The 21,616-nt window shown below is 62.6% G+C and carries 16 protein-coding genes; 7 read left to right on the forward strand and 9 right to left on the reverse strand.

What is annotated here, in order from left to right:
- Nucleotides 1–3: 3 nt before the first annotated feature.
- From ACM62G_RS02135 to ACM62G_RS02155, 5 genes are all read right to left on the reverse strand, one after another.
- The gene (locus tag ACM62G_RS02135; RefSeq protein ID WP_419736612.1) at nucleotides 4–576 is read right to left on the reverse strand and encodes a GNAT family N-acetyltransferase; all 573 of its coding nucleotides are present in this window, start codon (nucleotides 574–576) and stop codon (nucleotides 4–6) included.
- A 19-nt stretch (nucleotides 577–595) separates the two neighbouring features.
- Nucleotides 596–2,851 carry an arginine/lysine/ornithine decarboxylase gene (locus ACM62G_RS02140; RefSeq protein WP_273825048.1) on the reverse strand — a complete coding sequence of 752 codons (2,256 nt, stop codon included), beginning with the start codon at nucleotides 2,849–2,851 and terminating at the stop codon, nucleotides 596–598.
- A 118-nt stretch (nucleotides 2,852–2,969) separates the two neighbouring features.
- Nucleotides 2,970–3,710, reverse strand: coding sequence for a DNA polymerase III subunit epsilon (gene dnaQ / locus ACM62G_RS02145; protein ID WP_054057390.1), 741 nt, complete (start codon nucleotides 3,708–3,710; stop codon nucleotides 2,970–2,972).
- Nucleotides 3,703–4,155, reverse strand: a complete 453-nt coding sequence (gene rnhA, locus ACM62G_RS02150) for a ribonuclease HI (protein WP_273825050.1) — start codon at nucleotides 4,153–4,155, stop codon at nucleotides 3,703–3,705. Before rnhA ends, dnaQ begins: the two co-directional genes overlap by 8 nt.
- 119 nt (nucleotides 4,156–4,274) lie before the next feature.
- On the reverse strand, nucleotides 4,275–5,033 hold the full coding sequence (locus ACM62G_RS02155) for a class I SAM-dependent methyltransferase (RefSeq protein ID WP_419736613.1): 759 nt from the start codon (nucleotides 5,031–5,033) through the stop codon (nucleotides 4,275–4,277).
- 74 nt (nucleotides 5,034–5,107) lie between these two features.
- Between ACM62G_RS02155 and gloB the strand changes: the two genes are divergently transcribed.
- The 7 genes from gloB to ACM62G_RS02190 all read left to right on the forward strand — a co-directional run bounded on the left by gloB (nucleotide 5,108) and on the right by ACM62G_RS02190 (nucleotide 15,049).
- The gene (gene gloB / locus ACM62G_RS02160) at nucleotides 5,108–5,887 is read left to right on the forward strand and encodes a hydroxyacylglutathione hydrolase (protein WP_054057889.1); all 780 of its coding nucleotides are present in this window, start codon (nucleotides 5,108–5,110) and stop codon (nucleotides 5,885–5,887) included.
- A gap of 100 nt (nucleotides 5,888–5,987) precedes the next feature.
- Complete coding sequence (locus ACM62G_RS02165) at nucleotides 5,988–7,400, forward strand: LysM peptidoglycan-binding domain-containing protein (RefSeq protein WP_273825055.1); 1,413 nt, start codon at nucleotides 5,988–5,990, stop codon at nucleotides 7,398–7,400.
- A gap of 267 nt (nucleotides 7,401–7,667) precedes the next feature.
- Entirely contained in the window at nucleotides 7,668–9,497 is a 1,830-nt protein-coding gene (locus ACM62G_RS02170; RefSeq protein ID WP_054057847.1) for an extracellular solute-binding protein, read from the forward strand.
- Nucleotides 9,494–11,341, forward strand: a complete 1,848-nt coding sequence (locus ACM62G_RS02175) for an extracellular solute-binding protein (protein WP_419736614.1) — start codon at nucleotides 9,494–9,496, stop codon at nucleotides 11,339–11,341. The genes ACM62G_RS02170 and ACM62G_RS02175 overlap by 4 nt, the downstream gene beginning before the upstream one ends.
- A gap of 1 nt (nucleotide 11,342) precedes the next feature.
- Nucleotides 11,343–12,416: a microcin C ABC transporter permease YejB gene (locus ACM62G_RS02180; protein WP_054057849.1), complete on the forward strand. Its 1,074-nt coding sequence runs from the start codon at nucleotides 11,343–11,345 to the stop codon at nucleotides 12,414–12,416.
- Nucleotide 12,417: 1 nt separating this feature from the next.
- Nucleotides 12,418–13,437, forward strand: a complete 1,020-nt coding sequence (locus ACM62G_RS02185) for an ABC transporter permease (protein WP_054057850.1) — start codon at nucleotides 12,418–12,420, stop codon at nucleotides 13,435–13,437.
- A gap of 1 nt (nucleotide 13,438) precedes the next feature.
- On the forward strand, nucleotides 13,439–15,049 hold the full coding sequence (locus ACM62G_RS02190) for an ABC transporter ATP-binding protein (RefSeq protein WP_419736615.1): 1,611 nt from the start codon (nucleotides 13,439–13,441) through the stop codon (nucleotides 15,047–15,049).
- Between the two features lie 203 nt (nucleotides 15,050–15,252).
- On the opposite strand, the gene ACM62G_RS02195 is transcribed toward ACM62G_RS02190, so the two are convergent.
- From ACM62G_RS02195 to clpX, 4 genes are all read right to left on the reverse strand, one after another.
- Nucleotides 15,253–17,112, reverse strand: coding sequence for a SurA N-terminal domain-containing protein (locus ACM62G_RS02195; protein WP_416772527.1), 1,860 nt, complete (start codon nucleotides 17,110–17,112; stop codon nucleotides 15,253–15,255).
- A gap of 235 nt (nucleotides 17,113–17,347) precedes the next feature.
- Nucleotides 17,348–17,620, reverse strand: coding sequence for an HU family DNA-binding protein (locus tag ACM62G_RS02200; protein ID WP_017906642.1), 273 nt, complete (start codon nucleotides 17,618–17,620; stop codon nucleotides 17,348–17,350).
- A 149-nt stretch (nucleotides 17,621–17,769) separates the two neighbouring features.
- Complete coding sequence (gene lon / locus ACM62G_RS02205; RefSeq protein WP_054057853.1) at nucleotides 17,770–20,166, reverse strand: endopeptidase La; 2,397 nt, start codon at nucleotides 20,164–20,166, stop codon at nucleotides 17,770–17,772.
- 166 nt (nucleotides 20,167–20,332) lie between these two features.
- Nucleotides 20,333–21,616, reverse strand: coding sequence for an ATP-dependent Clp protease ATP-binding subunit ClpX (gene clpX / locus ACM62G_RS02210; RefSeq protein WP_017906644.1), 1,284 nt, complete (start codon nucleotides 21,614–21,616; stop codon nucleotides 20,333–20,335).

Below are 21,616 nucleotides of genomic sequence, written 5' to 3' on the forward strand. Positions count from 1 at the left end.
CCGTCAGATCTGCGGCGCGAACAGCAGGTACCAGAACAGCGCCACTTCGCGGGTCTGGGCGTCGATCCCGCGGTAACGCAGGTGGTCCATCCCACCCAGCACGTAGCCGCAACGCTCGTACAGGCGACAGGCGCCCAGGTTGTTGTTCTGCGTCTCCAGCATCACCCCCGACAGGTTCTTCCTCTGGCTCCAGAAGCGCACCTCGTCGAGCAGGGCCCTGGCCACGCCGTGACGCCGCGCACGGGCATCCACCGCCAGTTCGTCGACATGGGCAAAGCCGTTCCAGTTGGTGCTGACCACCACATGTCCGGCAGGCCGGCCATCGAGGTAGGCCATGAAGATCGCACTGTCCGCCTTGCCGCGATAGCTGGCGAATTCCTCGGGATCGATGCCATAGCACTTGCGGTAGGGAGCCACGGTGCTCAGGGGCCACTGCTCGACCTTGCGGCCCATCTCGGCGCGGCCATAGGCCCTGACCTCGAAGCTGAAATCGCTGCCCCAGATGTACTCGGAGAAGCCCTCGCCGGCCACCCGGACCGAGACTTCAGGGTCTTTCGGGTTCATGACTAAATGCATAGGGCGAACTGTCCTGTCCTCATTCCTTGATGCAATCGACGGTATAGCAGCGGCCATCACCGTTGTCTTCATGTTGCAGGCCGTGCACATCCGCGACGAAACCGGGGAAACCGCTGTCGAACGCCCGGGCAAAGGCCAGGTAGTCGATGATCGAACGGGTCGCCTCGGTAAAACGCTCGCCCGGCATGATCAGCGGAATACCCGGCGGATAGGGTACCAGCATGACCGCCGCGACCCGCCCCTGCAACGCATCGATCGACACCGCCTCGACCTCGCCACGTACCAGCCGATCATAGGCATCGGCGGGTTTCATGGCGACCTCGGGCAGTACCGTGTACATGCGCTTGAGATGCCTGGCCGTGGCATTGCTGCGATAACAGCCATGCAGTTGGTCGCACAGCTCGCGCAGGCCCATGCCCTGGTAACGTTGCGGCCCCTGCCGGGCCACCGAGGGCAGGCAACTGGCCAGGCTGACATTGGCGTCGTAGTTGCGCTTGAACTCCAGCAACTCCGTAAGCAGCGTGCTCCATTTGCCCTTGGTGATCCCCATCGAGAACAGCACCAGGAACGAATAGAGACCGGTCTTCTCCACCACCAGCCCGCGCTCCCAGAGAAACTTGCTGACCACCGCCGCCGGAATGCCATGCTCGCCCAGGGCACCGCCGGCGGTGAGCCCCGGCATCACCAGGGTGACCTTGATCGGATCGAGCAGCACATAGTCCTCGGCAACGTCACCGAAACCATGCCAGTCGGCCTGCGGTTCGAGCAGCCAGTCGGCGGTCTCGACCCTGTCGATGCCTTCCACCCGCGGCGCCTGCCAGATGCTGAACCACCAGTCATCGGCGGCAATGTGCTGGCGCAGATTGGCCAGGGCGCGGCGAAAACTCAGCGCTTCATCGAACATTTCCTGGAGCAGCGAGCGTCCCGCCGGCCCTTCCATCATGGCCGAGGCCACGTCCAGGGAAGCGATGATGCTGTATTGCGGCGAAGTGGAGATGTGCATCATGAACGCTTCGTTGAAACGGTCGCGGTCCAGCTGTCGCGCCCCGCCATCCTGGACATGGATCATCGAGGCCTGGCTGAAGGCCGCGAGCAGCTTGTGGGTCGAGTGGGTGGTGAACACCAGCGGGCTGTCCGCAGTGCGCGTGGTGCCCATGCCATAGCGCCCGGCAAAGAATTCATGGAAAGCCGCATAGGCATACCAGGCTTCGTCGAAATGCAGGACCTCGACGCTGCTGCCCAGGCTCTGCTTGATCAGTTCGGCGTTGTAGCAGAGGCCGTCGTAGGTCGAGTTGGTCACCACCGCCAGCTTCACCCGGGGTAGGCGCCCACGGGTGAGCGGGCTGGCGTCGATCTTTGCCTGGATCGACTCGTGGCTGAATTCGCTCAGGGGAATCGGACCGATGATCCCCAGCTCATTGCGCTCCGGACACAGGTACAGCGGAATCGCGCCGGTCATGATGATCGAATGCAGCACCGACTTGTGGCAGTTGCGGTCCACCAGCACCAGGTCATCCCGCCCGACCATCGAATGCCAGACGATCTTGTTCGCGGTGGAGGTGCCATTGATCACGAAGAACGTGTGGTCGGCACCGAAGTTGCGTGCGGCACGGGCTTCGGCCTCGGCCAGCGGGCCGGTATGGTCCAGCAGCGAACCCAGCTCCGGCACGGAGACCGACAGGTCGGAACGCAGGGTGTTCTCCCCGAAGAACTGGTGAAACGCCTGCCCCACCGGACTCTTGCGGTAGGCCACACCCCCGCCGTGGCCGGGCGTATGCCAGGAATAGTTGGAATCGGCGGTGTGCTGCACCAGCGCCCGGAAAAACGGTGGCAGCAGGCCATCCAGGTAGTTGCGCGCCGCCCGGGCGACTTGCCGGGACAGAAACGGTACGGTGTCTTCGAACAGGTAGAGAATGCCGCGCAGCTGGTTGAGCTCGCTCATGGCATCGGCCGGCGCATTTTCCAGGGTGACCTGCTCGCCCAGGGCGAAGATCGGCAGGTCGGGAGCGCGGACCCGCGCCAGGCGGATCAACTCGACCATGTTCTGCAGCAGGTGGGTGTTTTCCCCGGCGCCCTCGGCGGCGATCAGCAGGCAGGCCAGGCCATGATGGGTCGAGGCGACCAGGCGGCCCTCGGCGTAATCGACAGCGCAGAAAACGCTGAAACCGTCCTGTTCGAGCTCTTTGGCGATTCCCCGTACCCGATCCCCGGCGACCGTGTCCGCCTTGATGTCGCGGTGCACGATCAGGATCGGAAACTTCAAATCCTTGTACATGGGTTTTTCAATCCTGAAGCGACGGGACACCGCCCGTCTGTTCCTTCAGGGTAGAAGCTGTTTGTCCTACATGTGAAGTTGAAACAGGAGAAAGGAGATCTCTTGTAACAAACAACCCCTACTGCGCTGCAGCTTCCGCCAGTTGTGTCCAGAGCGCCGGTGCGCCGGCGGACTTGGCAATGATCTCCAGGCGCGCCTGGTGCTCGGCCAGTTCGCTCTCGCTGGCACGGATGATCCGGCCCGGCTTGCGCTCGGCCGACAGCCGACGGATTTCACTGGCCTGGCCAGCTCCACCTTCGGCACCGTCGCCGCTGTTGCCGGCCAGGGACAGGCTGGTCTGGCCACCGGTCATGGTCAGGTAGACGTCGGCGAGAATCTCCGAGTCGAGCAAGGCGCCGTGCAGTTCACGGCCGGAGTTGTCGACGCCGTAGCGCTTGCACAAGGCATCGAGGCTGTTGCGCTGTCCCGGATGGCGCTCCCGGGCCATCAGCAGGGTGTCGAGAATGCTGCAATGCTGGCTGATATCGGCGCGGTCGTGCTGCCCCAGCAGGGCGAACTCGTTGTTGATGAAGCCAACGTCGAACGCCGCGTTGTGGATGATCAGTTGCGAGCCCTTGATGAACTCGAAGAACTCGTCGGCCACCTCGGCAAAGCGCGGCTTGCCGATCAGGAACTGGTCGGTGATACCGTGGACGCCGATCGCCCCCTCGTCGCTTTCGCGGTCCGGTTGCAGATAGACGTGGAAATGCCGCCCGGTCAGGCGGCGGCCGATGATCTCGACGCAACCGATCTCGATGATCCGGTGGCCGTCGGTCACCGGCATACCGGTGGTTTCGGTATCGAGTACCACACTACGCATGCTTGACTCCTCGCACTTCATCCACACCGCGGTTGGCCAGTTGGTCGGCGCGTTCGTTGCCCGGGTGGCCGACGTGCCCGCGTACCCATTTCCATTTCACGTTGTGGCGGCTGACCTGCTCGTCGAGCTGCTGCCACAGGTCGGCATTTTTCACCGGCTCCTTGGCCGCGGTTTTCCAGCCGCGCTTCTTCCAGTTGGTCATCCACTCGGTGATGCCTTTCATCACGTACTGGGAGTCGGTCACCAACAGCACTTCACACGGCCGCTTGAGCTCTTCCAGCCCACGAATCGCGCCCAGCAGTTCCATGCGGTTGTTGGTGGTATTGGCCTCGCCGCCCCAGAGTTCTTTCTCTACTCCCTTGAAGACCAGCAGTGCGCCCCAGCCGCCCGGGCCGGGGTTGCCCTTGCAGGCGCCATCGGTGAAGAGTTCAACGGTATCGCTCATTACAACCTTTCCATCGAAAAATGCCCTGTGGGCCATCGGCGACTGGCCGATGGCGCCCGGACCGGCAAGGCCGGCCCGCGAAAGAAAACTGCCCGGGTTGCAGGTGAAGGCCCGCGGTATCAGGGCTCGCTGGGCCGCCGGTTGACCTTGGCCAGCGGCAGCGGCACCAGTTTGCCGACCGGTTCGCGTCGGACCTGCTGGACCGGCCGCAGGCCGATCATGATCTTGCGGGCTACCAATAGATAGAAGCCGCCACCGGCCAGTTGCCAGCGACCGGCGACACGTTCCCAGCCCGCCAGCCGCGCCTGCCAGGCAGGTGAAGCCAGCGGCGGACGATAGCACCCGAAGCGACGTTTCTCCAGCGCGAAGCCCAGCAGGTTGAGCCAGTCGGCGACCCGCGAGGGCGAAATGCAGCGGGCCTGGCGCAGGGCATCGTGGGCGAACACATGCCGCAGCCCCCAGGCGCTCCAGGGGTTGATCCCGACGATCAGCAGGTGCCCGCCGGGGCGCACGCTGGCCGCCGCTTCGCGCAGCAGGCCATGGGGCGACAGGCAGAAATCCAGGCCATGCTGCAGCACCACGACATCCGCCGCGTGCTCGCTCAGCGGCCACGCCCGTTCGTCGCAAACGATCTCCACACCCGGCAACGGCGCCCCCAGGCGCACGTTGCGGCGCACCTGCTGCGCTTGCGGCGGGTTCTCGGCCGATGGCCCGTAATGGACCAGGTAACCGCCGAAGTAACGCCCGAGTTCCTCGTCGAGCATGCGCCGCTCTTCATCGAGCAGCAGTCGCCCCAGCGGCCCGGACAACCAGTCACGGGCCGCGCTGACCAGTGCCAGCCAGTCAGGATCGGCCTGAGCGAACGCTTTATCGGTCATTGTCTGCTCCAACTCGCCATGAGCCATACCAGCCTCTAAGATGCGCCAATGTTTTCCGCTTGGCGACCTCCAACATGATACAGATCGATGCACTGCCCGCCTTCACCGACAACTATATCTGGCTGCTGCGCGACGATGCGCAACGGCGCTGCTCGGTGGTCGACCCGGGTGACGCGGCACCGGTGCTGGCCTGGCTGGAAGCGCATCCGGGCTGGCGACTGGACGACATCCTGATCACTCACCACCACCATGACCATGTCGGCGGTATCGAACGCCTGAAGCAGGCCACCGGTGCCCGCGTGCTCGGCCCGGCCCACGAGAACATCCCGGGCCGGGACGTGGCGCTGCAGGACAACGACCGGATCAGCGTACTCGATCGGCCATTCCAGGTGCTGGCCGTGCCCGGCCACACCCTGGGGCATATCGCCTTCTATCAGGCGAATGAGGAAACGCCGCTGCTGTTCTGCGGCGACACGCTGTTCGCCGCCGGCTGTGGACGACTGTTCGAGGGCACGGCCGAGCAGATGCACGCGTCCCTGAGCCGGCTGGCGGCCCTGCCGGCCAACACCGCGGTGCACTGTACCCATGAATATACCCTGGGCAACCTGCGCTTCGCCCAGGCCGTCGAGCCGCAAAATCCGGATATCGCCGCGCGACTGGAACAGGTCGGCCAGTGGCGTGCCGAAGGGCGGATCAGCCTGCCGTCGAACCTGGCCCTGGAACTGCGCACCAACCCATTCCTGCGGGTCGGCGAAACATCTGTTAAAGAAAAAGCGGACGAACGGAACGGCCGCGACAACCGGTCGCCGAGTGAGGTTTTTGCTGCCCTGCGGGCCTGGAAAGACCAGTTCTGAGGCACGGCGGTGGGCGGTTCGGGCAGGCTCGATAGTTGACCGGACCCTGAGCGCTTTCTAGAATCGCCCGACATTTTTGCCCGGAACTAACTTCCAGCCAATGTCGTCACCTAACCGCAAACCCATCAATTCAGGCACATTGACGCGATTGGCTCAGGCGGTCGCCGTGGCTGTGTCCGCCACTTTGGCGGGTTGCCAGGGCTTTCATCATCCCTCGGACAACGGCAACGAACCGACGCCGAATCTCAACGTCCGGCTCAAGCAGAAACCGATATGGGCCGGCGAGAAAGCCAACCCGACGCCGCCACAGGATGTCTGGGAGCGCATGCGCCAGGGCTTCAAGCTGCAGGACGGCCTGGGCGTGAACCCACGCATCGAGCAGCAGCGGCTGTGGTTCGCCAGCAACCCGTCGTTCCTGGAAAACGCCAGCGAACGCGGCACACTCTATATCCATTACATCGTCGAACGTCTCGAAGAACGCAACATGCCGCTGGAGCTGGCGCTGCTGCCGGTCATCGAGAGTGCCTACAACCCGATGGCCTATTCCCGAGCCGATGCGGTCGGCCTCTGGCAGTTCATTCCCTCCACCGGGCGCAACTTCAACCTGCGCCAGGACCGTTTCTATGATGGGCGCCGCGATATCACCGCCTCGACCATCGCGGCGCTGAACTACCTGACCCGCCTGCACGACATGTTCAACGGTGACTGGCTGCTGGCCATGGCCGCCTACAATGCCGGCGAAGGCACGGTCAGCCGGGCCATCGAGCGTAACGAAAAGCTCGGCCTGCCCACCGACTACTGGAACCTGCCGCTGCCCCAGGAAACCCGTGACTACGTGCCCAAGCTGCTGGCCCTGTCCCAGGTGGTGATGTCGCCGGAAGCCTATGGCGTGAACCTCAACCCGATCGCCAACGAACCCTACTTCGCCAGCGTCGAGGTCAACCAGCCGTTGGACCTTTCCCGGGTCGCGGCACTGGCCGAGATCGACGAGGACGAAATGATCCAGCTGAACCCGGCCTACAAGCAGAAGGCGACCCTCGACGGGCCGCAGCACCTGCTGGTGCCGAGTTCCAAGGCGCAGTTGCTGACCGCCAGCCTGTCGAACCTCAAGCCCGAGGAACTGGTGAGCATGCGGCCGAAGAAGCCGGTTTTCGAGAACGTCGCCAGCAATGGCCCGGCTCGCCTGAACCGTCGCTACAAGGTCAGGAACGGCGACAGCCTGTCGTCGATCGCCAAGGCCAACAAGGTCGATGTCAAGGAACTGCAGCGTTGGAACAAGCTGTCCGGGCACAAGCTGAAGGTCGGCCAGACCCTGGTGATGGAGGACAACGTCCGCGCCTCGGTCAGCAGGAAGCCAGCGCCCCCCACGACCTACAAGGTGCAGAAAGGCGACTCCCTTTATATTGTCGCCAAGCGTTTCAACGTTGAAATGCAGCACCTCAAGCGCCTCAACCCGCGTACCGGCCAGGCCCTCAAGCCAGGGCAGATCCTCACGGTTTCCCAGCCGCGCTGACCATCCATCACCAAGACACCTGCGTATGAGTGAACTGTAGGCTGGGGGAGCCGGATTCATCCGCGAAGCTTCTAGCGGCCTCAAGGGCCATTCGCGGATAAACCGGGGCGCCGGACCGGCGGTTCCCACAGGGGTTTGTGAAGAGTCAACCATGGCGGATAGCCAGCAAGTCCGTTCCGACAAAAGTAGCGGCCTTTTTCCTGCCGATACAAGCTGTTAAGGTAAGATCCATAGAGCCCAAGCAGTCTGGACCGGATCCCTGAGCTGATGCGTCCCCTCCTCCCGTTCTTCATCAGCCTGGCCTTGAGCTTCCCCGCAAGCGCGACAATCAGCGAAAGCCACGGTTATGCGCAGTTCGGTACGCTCAAGTACCCCGCCAGGTTCACCCACTTCGACTGGGTCAACGCCGATGCGCCCAAGGGTGGCACCTTGCGGGTCATGGCCTTCGGTACCTTCGACACGCTCAACCCCTACACTTTCAAGGGCACCAGCCCGGTGTCGACGCCGAACTTCCTGCAGTATGGCGTCAACGAACTGAACGAAACCCTGATGGTCGGCACCGGCCAGTATGCGCCGTCCGGCGACGAGCCGACGTCCAGCTACGGGCTGATCGCGCAAACGGTGGAGTACAGCGAGGATCGCAGTTGGGTGGTGTTCAACCTGCGCCCCGAGGCGCGTTTTCACGACGGAACGCCGATCACCGCCTATGACGTGGCGTTTTCCTATCGACTCCTGCTCAAGGAGGGGCATCCGCAATACCGCACCAGCCTGCAGGAAGTGTCGCGGGTCGATGTGCTCGGGCCGCAGCGGATCCGCTTCGTCTTCAAGCGTTCAGGCAACCCGCTGCTGATCCTGCGCCTGGGTGAGCTGCCGGTGCTGCCGCAACACTACTGGCAAGGCCGCGACTTCAAGGCCACCACCTTCGAGCCGCCACTGGGCAGCGGCCCCTATCGCATCACCCGGGTCCAGCCGGGCCGGCAACTGGTATTCGAACGGGTGAAAAACTGGTGGGGCGAGAACCTGCCGGTCAATCGCGGCAAGTACAACTTCGACCGGGTCGAGGTCGAGTTCTACCGGGACAGCGATGTCGCCTTCGAGGCCTTCAAGGCCGGTGAATTCGATATCTACATCGAGCACCAGGCAAAGAACTGGGCCAGTGGCTACAGCTTTCCCGCCGTGCTGCGCGGCGACGTGATCAAGGCACAGATCGCCCACCAGATCCCGACGCAGACCCAGGGCCTGTTCATGAATAGCCGCCGCAGCGCCTTCGCCGAGGACAAGGTGCGCGAGGCCATCGGCCTGATGTTCGATTTCGAGTGGACCAACCGCACGCTGTTCAACAATGCCTATCAGCGGGCCATGAGCTACTACCCCAACAGCGAGTTTTCCGCCAGCGGGCTGCCGGTCGGGAAGGAGTGGCTGCTGCTCTCGCCCTATCGCGAGCAGTTGCCCGCCGCCCTGTTCACCCAGCCCTTCAGCCTGCCGCGCACCGACGGCCGCGGCATTCCCCGCGAAACCATGCGCCGCGCCCTGGGGCTGCTCGCGCAGGCCGGCTGGAAGCTGGACGGTCAACGCCTGGTTAACGGTGCCGGGCAGCCGCTGCACTTCGAAATCCTGCTGGTCAACCCGAATCTCGAGCGGATTCTCCAGCCTTATGTCGAAAACCTTGCCAGTATTGGCGTGGACGCCCACCTGAGAACCGTGGATCGTGCCCAGTACAAACAGCGCCTGGATCAGTTCGATTTCGACATGATCCTGATGACCCTCGACCAGACGCTCAGCCCCGGCCTGGAACAATGGCAGTACTTCCACTCCAGCCAGGCAACCGTCAAGGGCAGCAAGAACTACGCCGGCGTCGCCAACCCGGTGGTCGACCGCCTGCTCGAAGCCCTCCTGGCCGCACAGTCACGGGACGAGCAACTGGCCGCCGGCCGCGCCCTGGACCGGGTGCTGCTGTGGCAGCACTACATGATTCCCAACTGGTACCTCAACTATCACCGTCTGGCCTACCGCAACCGGTTCGCCTTCGTCACCACGCCGCCATACACCCTGGGCCTGAGCGCCTGGTGGATGAAAGCTTCGGAGAAAGCCCAATGATGCCCTTGCGCGCCCTGCTGCTCTGTGCCGGTGGCCTGCTGTCGATCGGTATGACCGGTTTCGCCGGCGCCGCCCCACAACATGCCCTGACCCTTTACGACGAACCGCCGAAATACCCCGCCGACTTCAAGCACGTCGACTTCGTCAACCCCGATGCGCCCAAGGGCGGTACCTTCCGCGAGTCGGCCTCCGGCAGCTTCGACAGCCTCAACCCGTTCATCAACAAGGGCGTGCCGGCCGACGGCATCGGCATGATCTACGACACCCTGGCCCGCCAGGGCCTGGACGAACCCTTTACCGAGTACGGACTGGTCGCCGGCAAGATCGAGAAAGCCCCCGACAATAGCTGGGTACGCTTCTACCTGCGGCCCGAGGCGCGTTTCCACGATGGCCATCCGATGCGCGCCGAGGACGTGGTGTTCAGCTTCGAGACCCTGATCAAGGACGGCGCCCCGCTCTACCGCGCCTATTATGCCGATGTCGCCGAGGTGGTCGCCGAGGACCCGCTGCGGGTGCTGTTCAAGTTCAAGCACACCAACAACCGCGAGTTGCCACTGATTCTCGGCCAGTTGCCGGTATTGCCCAAGCACTGGTGGGCCACCCGCGACTTCAACAAGGGCAACCTGGAGTTCCCCCTCGGCAGCGGGCCGTACAAGCTCGCCGAGGTCAAGGCCGGACGCTCGGTACGCTACGAGCGGGTCAAGGACTACTGGGCCAAGGACCTGCCGATCAACCGCGGGTTCTACAACTTCGATGTGATGACCACCGACTACTACCGCGACAGCAGCGTCGCCCTCGAAGCTCTCAAGGCCGGGCAGTTCGACTACTGGCTGGAAATGAGCGCGAAGAACTGGGCCAATGCCTACAACACCCCGGCCGTGGCCCAGGGACGGCTGATCAAGGAACAGATTCCCAACGGCAACCCGACCGGCATGCAGGGTTTCGTCTACAACCTGCGCAAGCCGATGTTCCAGGACGTGCGCGTGCGCGAGGCGTTGAGCCTGCTGTTCGACTTCGAGTGGAGCAACAAGCAGTTGTTCAACGGTGCCTATACCCGCACCCGCAGCTATTTCGAGAACTCGGAGATGGCCGCCACCGGCCTGCCGGACAAGGCGCAACTGGCAATCCTCGAACCGCTGCGCGGCAGGATTCCCGACCAGGTATTCAACCAGGCCTACCAGCCGCCGGTGTGCGACGGCAGCGGGATGATCCGCGACCAGCAACGCCGCGCCTACCAACTGCTGCTCGACGCCGGCTGGCATATCGTCGACGATCGGATGGTCGACACCGAGGGCAAGCCGGTGCGCATCGAGTTCCTGCTGGCCCAGACCGATTTCGAACGGGTGCTGCTGCCGTTCAAGCGCAACCTCGGCGACCTGGGGATCGACCTGGTGATTCGCCGGGTCGATGTCTCCCAGTACATCAACCGCCTGCGCTCGCGGGACTTCGACATGGTCGTCGGCAGCTTCCCGCAGTCGAGCTCGCCCGGTAACGAACAGCGCGAATTCTGGATGTCAGCCAGTGCCGACAAGCCCGGCAGCCGCAACTTCATGGGGCTCAAGGACCCGGCCGTGGACATCCTGGTGGAACAGTTGATCAATGCCGACTCAAGGCAGAGTCTGGTCGACCACGCCCGGGCGCTGGACCGGGTGCTGCAGTGGGGCTTCTACGTGATCCCGAACTGGCACATCAAGACCTGGCGTATTGCCTACTGGGATCATGTCGCCCACCCGAAAGTCTCGCCGACCTACGATGTCGGCACCTCCACCTGGTGGATCAAGCCGGACGCAAAACCGGTGGCTTCGCCGGAGAACACCAACGGCACCGGCGCGGGGCAACCATAAGATGCTGGCTTACATTCTACGGCGACTGCTGCTGATCATCCCGACCCTCTTCGGCATCCTCCTGATCAACTTCGTGATCATCCAGGCCGCCCCGGGTGGCCCGGTAGAGCAGATGATCGCCAAGCTCGAAGGTTTCGACGGTGCCACCAGCCGGATCGCCGGCGGCGGCTCGGAGGTCTCGGTGGCCGGTTCCAGCTATCGCGGGGCGCAGGGCCTGGACCCGGCACTGATCAAGGAAATCGAGCACATGTACGGCTTCGACAAGTCGGCGCCGGAACGCTTGTGGATCATGATCAGGAACTACGCGACCCTGGATTTCGGCGACAGCTTCTTTCGCGACGCCAAGGTCATCGACCTGATCAAGGAGAAAATGCCGGTATCGATCTCCCTTGGCCTGTGGAGCACGCTGATCATGTACCTGGTGTCGATTCCCCTGGGCATCGCCAAGGCGACCCGGCATGGCAGCCACTTCGACGTCTGGACCAGTTCGGCGATCATCGTCGGTTACGCGATCCCGGCGTTCCTGTTCGCCATCCTGCTGATCGTGGTGTTTGCCGGCGGCAGCTACCTGAACTGGTTCCCCCTGCGCGGGTTGACCTCGGGCAACTTCGACCAGTTGAGCCTGTTCGGCAAGGTCTGCGACTACTTCTGGCACCTGGCCCTGCCCGTCACCGCCCTGGTGATCGGCAACTTCGCGACCATGACGCTATTGACCAAGAACAGCTTCCTCGACGAGATCAACAAGCAGTACGTGATCACCGCCAGGGCCAAGGGCCTGACGCAACGTCGCGTGCTCTACGGCCACGTGTTCCGCAACGCCATGCTGCTGGTGATCGCCGGCTTCCCCGCGGCCTTCATCGGCATCTTCTTCACCGGCTCGCTGCTGGTGGAAGTGATCTTCTCCCTCGACGGCCTGGGCCTGATGAGCTTCGAGGCGGCGATCAACCGCGACTACCCGGTGGTCTTCGGCACGCTGTTCATCTTCACCCTGCTGGGCCTGGTGATGAAACTGATCGGCGACCTGACCTATACCCTGGTCGACCCACGTATCGACTTCGAACATCGGGAGCATTGAGATGCAGCTTTCCCCCCTCAATCGCCGACGCTTCGAGCGTTTCAAGGCCAACAAGCGCGGCTGGTGGTCCCTGTGGCTGTTCCTCGGGCTGTTCGTCATCAGCCTCGGCGCCGAGCTGATCGCCAACGACAAGCCGCTGGTGGTGCACTATGACGGCGGCTGGTATTTCCCCGCCCTCAAGCGCTACCCGGAAACCACCTTCGGCGGCGAGTTCCCGCTGGAGGCCAACTACAAGAGCCCGTACATCCGCGAACTGCTCAAGGCCAAGGACGCCTGGGTGCTGTGGGCGCCGATCCCCTTCAGCTACCAGAGCATCAACTACGACCTCAGGGTGCCGGCCCCCGCCCCGCCCTCGGCCGACAACCTGCTGGGCACCGATGACCAGGGCCGCGACGTGCTGGCGCGGGTGATCTACGGCTTCCGCATCTCGGTGCTGTTCGCCCTGACCCTGACGGTCCTCAGTTCGATCATCGGCGTGGTCGCCGGCGCCCTGCAGGGCTTCTACGGCGGCTGGGTCGACCTGGCCGGGCAGCGCTTCCTGGAAATCTGGTCCGGCCTGCCGGTGCTCTACCTGCTGATCATCCTCGCCAGTTTCGTCCAGCCCAACTTCTGGTGGCTGCTGGGGATCATGCTGCTGTTTTCCTGGATGAGCCTGGTGGATGTGGTCCGTGCCGAGTTCCTCCGTGGCCGCAACCTCGAGTACGTAAGGGCGGCCCGGGCGCTGGGCATGCAGAACGGCGCGATCATGTTCCGCCATATCCTGCCCAATGCCATGGTCTCGACCATGACCTTCATGCCGTTCATTCTCACCGGCGCCATCGGTACCCTGACCGCCCTGGACTTCCTCGGCTTCGGCCTGCCACCGGGGGCGCCATCGCTTGGCGAGCTGGTGGCCCAGGGCAAATCCAACCTGCAGGCGCCATGGCTGGGTATCAGTGCGTTCGCCGTGCTGGCGATCATGCTCAGCCTGCTGGTGTTCATCGGCGAGTCCGCCCGCGATGCCTTCGATCCGAGGAAATGAGATGAATCAGGACAATCTGATCGAAATACGCGACCTCGCCGTGGAGTTCGTCGTTGGCGAACAGCGCCAGCGAGTGGTCGAAAACGTCAGCTTCGATATCCGTCGCGGCGAGACCCTGGCCCTGGTCGGCGAGAGCGGCTCCGGCAAGTCGGTGACCGCACACTCGATCCTGCGCCTGCTGCCCTACCCGCTCGCGCACCACCCCAGCGGCAGTATCCAGTACGCCGGCCAGGACATGCTGACACTCAAGGAAAAGACCCTGCGGCACATTCGCGGCAACCGTATCGCGATGATCTTCCAGGAGCCGATGACCTCGCTGAACCCGCTGCACTCGATCGAGAAGCAGATCAACGAAGTCCTCGCCATCCACAAGGGCCTGACCGGCAAGGTCGCCACCAAACGCACCCTGGAGCTGCTGGAACTGGTCGGCATACCCGAACCGCACAAACGCCTCAAGGCGCTGCCACACGAGCTCTCCGGCGGCCAGCGGCAGCGGGTGATGATCGCCATGGCCCTGGCCAACGAGCCGGAGCTACTGATTGCCGATGAGCCGACCACGGCGCTGGACGTCACCGTGCAACTGAAGATCCTCGACCTGCTCAAGGAACTGCAGGCGCGCCTAGGCATGGCCCTGCTGCTGATCAGCCATGACCTCAACCTAGTGCGGCGGATCGCCCACCGGGTGTGCGTGATGCAGCAGGGGCGCATCGTCGAGCAGGCCGACTGCGAAGCGTTGTTCAGCCAACCGCAGCATCCGTATACCTGCGAACTGCTCAGCGCCGAACCGAGCGGCGCACCCGCAGCCAATCCGGTGGGTGCACCGCTGCTGGAAATCGAGGACCTGAAGGTCTGGTTCCCCATCCGCAAGGGTCTGCTGCGGCGTACCGTCGATCACGTCAAGGCGGTGGACGGCATCAACTTCAGCCTGCCCCAGGGCCAGACCCTAGGGATCGTCGGCGAGAGCGGTTCGGGCAAGTCGACTCTGGGCCTGGCCATCCTGCGGCTGATCGGCAGCCAGGGCGCCATCCGCTTCGAGGGCCAGGCGCTGGACAGCCTGTCCCAGCAACAGGTACGGCCGTTGCGGCGGGAGATGCAGGTGGTGTTCCAGGACCCGTTCGGCAGCCTCAGCCCGCGCATGTGCGTCAGCGAGATCGTCGGTGAGGGCCTGCGCATCCACAAGATCGGCACCCCGGCCGAACAGGAACAGGCGATCATCGCCGCCCTGAAGGAAGTCGGCCTCGACCCGCAGACCCGCCACCGCTATCCCCACGAGTTCTCCGGAGGCCAGCGGCAGCGGATCGCCATCGCCCGGGCCCTGGTGCTCAAGCCGGCGCTGATCCTGCTCGACGAGCCAACCTCGGCCCTGGATCGCACCGTACAGCGCCAGGTGGTCGAACTGCTGCGTTCGCTGCAGGTCAAGTACAACCTGACCTACCTGTTCATCAGCCATGACCTGGCGGTGGTCAAGGCACTGAGCCACCAGTTGATGGTGGTCAAGCACGGACAGGTGGTGGAGCAAGGGGATGCACGGGAGATCTTCGAGGCGCCGCAACACCCCTATACCCGGCAATTGCTGAAGGCTGCGTTTCTTACACCCGAGAAGGCCTCGTAGGCCTGCTCGGGCCCCTTCGCGGGCAAGCCCTGCTCCTACAGGATCAGTGTCGCTCTCAGTTTCCACATACGACACAAAACTGTAGGAGCAGGGCTTGCCCGCGAAGAGGCCGGACACCGCGCCACAGCATCTGGATTGACAGAAACAGGAAGGCCGCTCGATTGAGCGGCCTTCCTGTTTACGGCAGAACGGTATCAGCGACTTCAGAAGCGCTTGATCTCCGCCTCGCCTTCCAACTGCTTGCGATACGCGGCGAAGTCCTGCTGGCCGATACGCGAAGCGAGGAAGCGACGGTAGGACGCCTTCTCCTGATCGGTCGGCGCAGCACCTTCGTTGACGCCGCTCAGGCGCACGATGACCAGGTTGCCATCAGCGAGGGTCACGGTGTCGAAGGTCGGCTTGTCCTTGGCCGCAGGCTTTGGCATGCGGAACAGGGCCTGCAGCACCGCAGGATCGACACCTTCCTGGCCACGGGTGACGGCTTCCTGGACCTTCCAGGACTGACCGGCCGGCAGCGCCTTGCCTTCACGCAGGCTGGCGATCAGTTCGTCGGCCTTGACCTTCGCCGCCGCGGTGGCGTGCTCCTTGGTCAGTTGCTTGCGAATGCTCGCATCGACACTTTCCAGCGGCAGTTGCTCCGGCTTGCGGTGCTCCTTGGCGCGCAGGACGATGACAGTGTCCGGGTCCAGGTCGATGGCGCTGCTGTTGGCACCCTCATCCAGAACCTCCGGGCTGAACGCGGCGGTCACCACGGCACGGTTGGCCGCAATGCCTTCGCCGCCTTCACGACCGAACGGCGCGGTGGTCTGTACCTTCAGGTTCAGGTCCTGGGCTGGCTGGGCCAGGTCGGAAGCCTCGAACGACGAGTCCTCGAGCTGCTTGGTCGCCTCGACGAAACGCTGCTCGACCTGCTGGGCCTTCAGCTCGCGGGTCAGCTTGTCCTTGAGGCTGGCGAAGGTCGGCACTTCAGGTGCCTCGACGCCCAGCAGCTTGATCAGGTGGTAGCCGAACTCGCTGCGTACCGGGCCCGATACCTGCCCCTTGTTCAAGGCATACAGCGCCTTTTCGAAAGCCGGATCGTAGACGTCAGGGCCGGCGAAACCGAGGTCACCGCCATTGTTGGCCGAACCCGGGTCCTGGGAGAACTGCTTGGCCAGGGCCGCGAAGTCCTCACCCTTGGCCAGGCGCTGCTGAATCTCCTCGATCTTCGCCTTGGCCTGGGCATCGGTGACCTTGTCGTTCACTTCGATCAGGATGTGCGCCGCACGACGCTGTTCGGCCAGGTTCGAGGTTTCCTTCTTGTACAGGGCCTGCAGGTCCTCGTCCTTGACGCTGACCTGGTCGAAGAAGGAAGACTTCTTCAGCTCCAGATAGTCCACGACCACCTGGTCCGGCGTCATGAATTCCTTGGCGTGCTTGTCGTAGTAGGCCTTGACCTCGTCATCGGTCAGCTTGACTGCAGCCGGGTCGCTCTTGACGGTCAGGGAGGAGAAATCACGGGTCTGCTTCTCCAGGCGGGCGAACGCCAGCACCTGGTTGTCAGTCACGAAACCGCTGCCCGCCAGACCGGCGCGTACCTGGCCAATGAGCATTTCCTGAGCCAGCATCTGGCGGAACTGCATCCGGCTGTAGCCCAGTTGGCGAATCACCTGGTCGAAACGATCGGAATTGAATTTGCCATCCACCTGGAATTCAGGCGTCAGCAGGATGACCTGGTCCAGCGCCGCTTCGGAGAAGGCGAATTTCGATTTCTCGGCGCCTTGCAACAGCAGCTTGCGATCGATCAGCCCCTTGAGAGCCGATTCGCGGAGCATTTTTTCATCCAGCAGCGATGGGTCGAAATCCTTGCCCAGTTGCTGCATCAGCTGGCGACGTTGCATGTCGACGGCCTGGCTCAGCTCGTTCTGGGTGATTTCCTCACCATTGACCTTGGCCGCGTCCTGACTGGTGGAGGTGGCCCGGAAAATGGCATCGAAACCGGTCAGCGCCATCAACAGAACGATGACTCCGATAATGGTCTTGGCAATCCAGCCTTGTGAATTGTCCCTGATATTTTGCAGCATGCGTCCCCCAGAAACGGTTGAACCTCAAGAATGGGCAACCGTGGAGCGTGGGTAGAGTCCGGATAGAAGAAAGGCGCATCCGAGGATGCGCCTTCTCGTAACTGGCGGAGCGGACGAGGATCGAACCCCGGTATGACAGGTCAGCAGCCCTGGTGGGCCCGGCCAACCGCTTTACCGCTCCGCTGCCAGGTCGGGAGCGAGCCCGACCTGGTACAGGCAAAGGCGTTGAAGAAACTCAGTTGACCGCTTCTTTCAGTGCTTTACCAGCCTTGAAACCTGGCTTCTTGGCAGCCGGGATTTCCAGCGTCTTACCGGTCTGTGGGTTACGACCAGTGCGAGCAGGGCGATCGGTCACGGAGAAAGTACCGAAGCCAACCAGTACAACGGAGTCGCCGGCCTTCAGAGCGCCAGTGACGGATTCGATTACTGCGTCCAGCGCACGGCCAGCAGCGGCTTTCGGGAGATCAGCAGATGCGGCGATAGCATCAATCAGTTCCGACTTGTTCACTCTAAGTCCCCTTATATCTATTGAGTATGTTTCTAAGTTTTTGGTGAAAGCTAAAACAGGTGCTGAATGGCCTACAGCCACTTATAAGAGCCGCTTTATAACAAGGGCTCTAAAAAGCTGTCAAGGAAGCCCCCCAGGCAAGATCTCTACTAATGGGTACTGATTCTTTCCTTGGAATCCGAATCGCGTTTCTCATCCTTCGCGACGATCTCCGGAACCACATCTGGCAAGGGCTCCGGGGCGTATTGCAGCGCAATTTGCAGGACTTCGTCAATCCATTTAACCGGTTTAATCTGAAGATCCTGCTTAATATTGTCAGGAATTTCCTTCAGATCGCGCACGTTCTCTTCCGGAATGATCACGGTCTTGATCCCGCCACGGTGAGCGGCCAACAATTTCTCCTTCAGCCCACCAATCGCCAGCACCTGGCCACGCAGGGTGATCTCGCCGGTCATGGCGACATCCGCACGCACGGGAATACCGGTCAGAGCCGACACCAATGCGGTACACATTCCTACACCGGCGCTCGGACCATCCTTAGGCGTGGCCCCTTCCGGCATGTGGATGTGGGTGTCGCGCTTCTCGTGGAAGTCCAGCGGAATACCCAGGCTCTTGGCCCGGCTACGCACCACGGTCTGGGCGGCGGTGATCGACTCGACCATCACATCGCCCAGGGAACCGGTCTTGATCAGTTGCCCCTTGCCCGGTACCACCGCAGCCTCGATGGTCAGCAGCTCGCCACCGACCTGGGTCCAGGCCAGGCCGGTCACCTGCCCCACCTGGTCCTGCTGCTCGGCCAGGCCATAGCGGAACTTGCGCACGCCCAGGAAGTGCTCCAGCAGGTCGGAAGTGACCTTCACCGAGAAGCGTTTTTCCACGGCATGCTCTTTCACCGCCTTGCGGCAGACCTTGGCGATCTGCCGCTCCAGGCCACGCACACCGGCTTCGCGGGTGTAATAGCGGATGATGTCGCGGATCGCGTCCTCTTCGAACTCCAGCTCGCCCTTCTTCAGGCCGTTGGCCTGGATCTGCTTGGGCGACAGGTACTTGGTCGCGATGTTGATCTTCTCGTCCTCGGTGTAACCCGGCAGGCGGATCACTTCCATCCGGTCCAGCAGCGCCGGCGGGATATTCATCGAGTTGGAGGTGCACAGGAACATCACATCGGACAGGTCGTAGTCGACTTCCAGGTAATGGTCGTTGAAATTGTGGTTCTGCTCGGGGTCCAGGACCTCCAGCAGTGCCGAGGCCGGGTCGCCACGCATGTCGCTGCCCATCTTGTCGATTTCATCGAGCAGGAACAGCGGGTTGCGTACCCCCACCTTAGTCATTTTTTGTATCAATCTTCCCGGCATCGAACCGATGTAGGTCCGACGGTGACCACGGATTTCCGCTTCGTCGCGCACGCCACCGAGGGCCATGCGGACGAACTTGCGGTTGGTCGCGTTGGCGATCGACTCCGCTAGGGAAGTCTTGCCGACACCCGGAGGACCGACCAGGCACAACACCGGCCCGCGAATCTTCTTCACGCGCTTCTGCACGGCGAGGTACTCGAGGATCCGCTCCTTGACCTCTTCCAGGCCGTAGTGATCGGCATCGAGGATGTCCTCGGCCCGCTTGAGGTCCAGGCGCACCTTGCTCTGGGCCTTCCACGGTACCTGTACCAGCCAGTCGAGGTAGGAACGCACCACGGTGGCCTCGGCGGACATCGGCGACATCTGCTTGAGCTTGTTCAGCTCGGCCTGGGCCTTGGCCAGGGCGTCCTTGGGCAGGCCGGCGTCATCGATGCGCTTCTTCAGCTCCTCGATTTCGTTGTGGCCCTCGTCGCCATCGCCCAGTTCCTTCTGAATGGCCTTCATCTGCTCATTCAGGTAGTACTCGCGCTGGCTGCGCTCCATTTGTTTCTTGACGCGGCCACGGATGCGTTTTTCGACCTGCAGCAGGTCGATTTCCGCGTCCAGCAGCGCCAGCACGTGCTCGACACGGGCCGGCAGTTCGATGATCTCGAGGATTTCCTGCTTCTGCTCGATCTTCAGCGCCATGTGCGCGGCCATGGTGTCGACCAGGCGGCTGGGCTCATCGATGCTGTTGAGCGAGGACAGGACTTCGGCCGGAACCTTCTTGCCCAGTTGCACATACTGCTCGAATTGCGAGAGAAGGCTGCGCACGAACACTTCGGATTCACGATCCGGCGCCTCGGTTTCCTCGATCAGCGCCACCTGTGCACGGCAATGGCCGTCGATTTCGCTGAAATGCTCGACAGTACCGCGCTGCTCGCCCTCGACCAGCACCTTGACGGTGCCATCAGGCAGCTTGAGCAGTTGCAGCACGGTCGCCACGGTGCCGACCCGATACAGCGCGTCTTCGCCCGGGTCATCATCGGCAGGATTACGTTGGGCCAGCAGCAGGATCTGCTTGTCGCCCGTCATCGCGGCCTCGAGGGCTTCGATAGACTTCTCGCGCCCCACGAACAGCGGGATAACCATGTGCGGATACACCACGACATCACGCAATGGCAGGAGAGGCAATTCGATGGTCGTCTTCATGATTTCGCCTCTACGGCGGCCCTGAGGCCGGAAACAGGTGGAAAGAAAGCTTGGGACCAAGATGGGGGCTACCCGGAAAAAAAACAAGCGCCCCTCTTCGCAAAAGCCCGCGCAAAAGCAAAAGGGGGCCCTGAGGCCCCCTTTTTCGGGTCACGCACGTCAGCACTCAGGCGTCAGGTGCGGCCTTGGCGGTCGGCTCGCTGTTTTCATAGATGTACAGCGGCTGGGACTTGCCTTCTATGACGCTTTCGTCGATCACCACTTTACTCACGTCGGACTGCGACGGGATCTCGTACATGGTGTCGAGCAGGATGCCTTCGAGGATGGAACGCAGGCCACGGGCACCGGTCTTGCGCTCCAGGGCACGACGGGCCACGGATTTCAGCGCATCGGCACGGAACTCGAGGTCGACGCCTTCCATTTCGAACAGCTTGGCATACTGCTTGGTCAGGGCGTTCTTCGGTTCGGTGAGGATCTGCATCAGCGCGGCCTCATCCAACTCGTCCAGGGTCGCCAGCACCGGCAGACGGCCAACGAACTCGGGGATCAGACCGAACTTGACTAGATCGTCAGGCTCGACTTCACGCAGGGACTCGCCGACCTTCTTGCCCTCTTCCTTGCTGCGGACTTCGGCGCTGAAACCGATGCCGCCCTTGGTCGAACGGTTCTGGATGACCTTTTCCAGGCCAGAGAACGCACCACCGCAGATGAACAGGATGTTACGGGTGTCGACCTGCAGGAATTCCTGCTGCGGGTGCTTGCGACCGCCCTGCGGCGGCACGGAAGCCACGGTACCTTCGATCAGCTTCAGCAGGGCCTGCTGCACGCCTTCGCCGGAAACGTCGCGGGTAATCGACGGGTTGTCGGACTTGCGGGAAATCTTGTCGATTTCGTCGATGTAGACAATGCCCATCTGGGCCTTTTCCACGTCGTAATCGCACTTCTGCAGCAGCTTCTGAATGATGTTTTCCACGTCCTCGCCCACATAGCCCGCCTCGGTGAGGGTGGTTGCGTCAGCGATGGTGAACGGCACATTCAGCAGGCGTGCCAGGGTTTCGGCCAGCAGGGTCTTGCCCGAGCCGGTCGGGCCGATCAGCAGGATGTTGCTCTTGCCGAGTTCGACGTCGTCACTCTTCTTGTCGCGCTGGTTCAGGCGCTTGTAGTGGTTGTATACCGCTACGGCCAGAACCTTCTTGGCACGCTCCTGACCAATGACGTACTGATCAAGGATGCCGCTGATTTCTTTAGGCGAAGGCAATTTATGCGCGCTGCTCTCGGCCTGTGCCTCCTGCACCTCCTCACGGATGATGTCATTGCACAGGTCGACGCACTCGTCGCAGATAAAGACCGAGGGGCCGGCAATCAATTTGCGCACTTCATGCTGGCTTTTGCCACAGAAGGAGCAATAAAGCAGCTTGCCGTTGTCCTCGCCGTTGCGGGTGTCAGTCAT

This window comes from Pseudomonas sp. COR18 (genome assembly GCF_048568395.1).
GTDB classification, from domain to species: Bacteria; Pseudomonadota; Gammaproteobacteria; order Pseudomonadales; family Pseudomonadaceae; genus Aquipseudomonas; species Aquipseudomonas fuscovaginae_B.